The 2,529-nt window shown below is 69.6% G+C and carries 1 protein-coding gene; it reads left to right on the top strand.

Features of this window, described 5'->3' with window-relative positions:
* Nucleotides 1-135: 135 nt before the first annotated feature.
* On the top strand, nucleotides 136-2,295 hold the full coding sequence (locus ACFWF3_RS31910) for a molybdopterin oxidoreductase family protein (protein ID WP_379317512.1): 2,160 nt from the start codon (nucleotides 136-138) through the stop codon (nucleotides 2,293-2,295).
* Nucleotides 2,296-2,529 lie beyond the last annotated feature (234 nt).

Raw genomic sequence — 2,529 nt, 5'->3', positions numbered from 1 at the left:
GAGACAGGCGCTGACCCTGGCCAGCGGACCTGAACCAGCCCGAACCCGCGATCCGCGACGCCTCCCCGACGTCGCAGCTCGCGGGTTTTCGGCGTTTCCGGCCATCGCCCGCCCCAGTGGGCGTAAGCATGGGGTATGGCTCCACGTTCGCTCCTGCGTACCTGTCCGCTGTGTGAGGCCGTCTGCGGTCTCACGGTCACCCTCGACGACGCCGACCAGGTGCTGTCGGTACGCGGCGACCGCGACGACCCGTTCAGCAAGGGCTTCCTGTGCCCGAAAGGCGCCAGCTTCGGCAAGCTCGACGGCGATCCCGACCTCGTCACCACCCCGCTGATCCGCGACGGTGACGGGTTCCGTGCGGCAGGCTGGGACGAGGCGTTCGACCTCATCGCGGCCGCGTTCGCCGAGATCCCCCGTGGCGCGTCCGCGGTGTACCTGGGCAACCCCAACGCGCACACCGTCGCGGGCGCGCTCTATCTGCCCGTCCTGATCCGGGCGCTGAGCACTCGTCACATCTACACCGCGAGCTCGGCCGATCAGATGCCCAAGCAGGTCGCGGCCGGGCTCATGTTCGGCGACCCGCTGACGGTGCCGGTCCCCGACCTCGATCGCACCGACTTCCTGCTGATGCTGGGCGCCAATCCGCTCGAATCCAATGGGTCGCTGTGCACCGCGCCCGACTTCCCCGGGCGGCTGAAGGCGTTGCGGGCGCGCGGGGGCAAGCTGGTGGTGGTCGATCCGCGCGAGACCAGAACCGCGGCACTCGCCGACCAGCACCTGTTCATCCGGCCGGGTTCGGACGCGTATCTGCTGTTCGGGGTCGTGCACACGCTGTTCGACGAGGGCCTGACCGACGTGCGCGTCGACGTGGCCGGACTCGACGAACTACGCACGGCCGCCCTCGATTTCCCACCGGAAGCGGTGGCCGAGCGCACCGGCATCCCCGCCGGCACCATCCGCGCGCTGGCCCGCGAACTCGCGGCCGCGCCCACGTCGGCCGTCTACGCGCGGATCGGCACGTGCACCGCCGAGTTCGGCACGCTCACCCAGTGGCTGGTCGACGCCGTCAACACCCTCACCGGCAACCTGGACTCCCCCGGCGGCGCCATGTTCGCCGATGCCGCGGCGGGCGGGGTGCAGCGCAGCAAGCCGTTCCGCCTCGGCCGCTGGACCAGCCGGGTCCGCGAGTTGCCGGAGGCCATGGGCGAACTGCCCGTCGCCACCCTCGCCGACGAGATCGAAACACCGGGTGAGGGGCAGATCAAGGCGCTGGTGACGGTGGCGGGCAACCCCGTGCTGTCCGCGCCGAGCGGTGCGCGACTCGACCGTGGCCTGGCCGGGCTCGAGTTCATGGTCAGTGTGGATCGCTACGTCAACGAGACGACGAGACACGCGAACGTGATCCTGCCGCCACCGCGTTCGGTGCAGTCACCGCACTTCGATTTCGCGCTGCTGCAGTTCGCGGTGCGCAATTACGCCCGCTACTCGCCGCCGTTGGTCGCGCTGGGCGAGCGGCCCTCGGAATCGGCCGTGGTGGCCCGGCTCGCCGCCGCGGTGAGTGGTCAGCCGCATGCCGGGACGGGCGCGGCCAGTCCGATCGCGATGGTCGACGAGCTCGTGATCGCCGGCACCCTGCACAAGGCCGGCATGAGCGAACGCCGCGACGAGCTGACCGGCACGGACACCACCGAACAGCGCCTCGATCTGATGCTCAAGCTCGGCCCGTACGGCGCGTGGAACGGCGGCGACCTGAGCCTGAAAACCCTCCTGGACAACCCGCACGGCATCGACCTCGGCCCACTGCGCCCACGACTGCCCGGTGTCCTGCGCACCGCGTCGAAGCTGGTCGAGCTGGCACCGCCGCAACTGCTCGCGGACGTGGAGCGGCTGCGCGCCGGGCTGGCGAGCACCGCGCCCGCGATGGTGCTGATCGGACGACGTCAGCTGCGCTCCAACAACAGCTGGATGCACAACATCGCGGGTCTGGTCGGTGGCTCCAACCGCTGCACTCTCCAGGTCCACCCCGACGACGCGACCCGCCTCGGCCTCGGCGAACAGGCCGAGATCACCTCGGCGGCGGGCTCGTTGACGGTGCAGGTCGAGCTCACGCCGACGATCATGCGCGGCGTGGTGAGCCTGCCGCACGGCTGGGGCCACGGCGCGAGCAGCACCCAGTCGGTCGCGCTGGCGCACGCGGGCGTGAACGCCAATGTGCTGACCGATGATTCGGTGGTCGACGTGGTGTCCGGAACCGCCGTGTTCAACGGGGTACCGGTGACGGTAGGTCCGGCCTGATCAGTCCGGGTCCGGAAACTGTTGCGCAAACTCAGCTTTCATATCCTTCGCAACAATGGACACGCCCCACCGGCAGTGAGAGTCCCCTAGACTGGGTGAGATTGCGGTCACAGCGGGGGTTTCGTCTAGAAGCCCGCATCAACCGGTACGGCTAGCAGAGGGGGCCCGATGCCCGAAAAATTCGTCGGTAGCGACGGAGAACACGAGCTACAGGACACGTTGGGCACCTCGGAC

The sequence above is a fragment of the Nocardia sp. NPDC060220 genome, assembly GCF_042727815.1.
Taxonomy (GTDB): Bacteria; Actinomycetota; Actinomycetes; order Mycobacteriales; family Mycobacteriaceae; genus Nocardia.
This window is presented reverse-complemented; position numbering and strand designations above follow the sequence as displayed.

Bases quoted from the DNA above. Each gene is read 5' to 3' on its own strand.
- ACFWF3_RS31910 (WP_379317512.1), top strand. From the start codon at position 136: ATGGCTCCACGTTCGCTCCTGCGTACCTGTCCGCTGTGTGAGGCCGTC.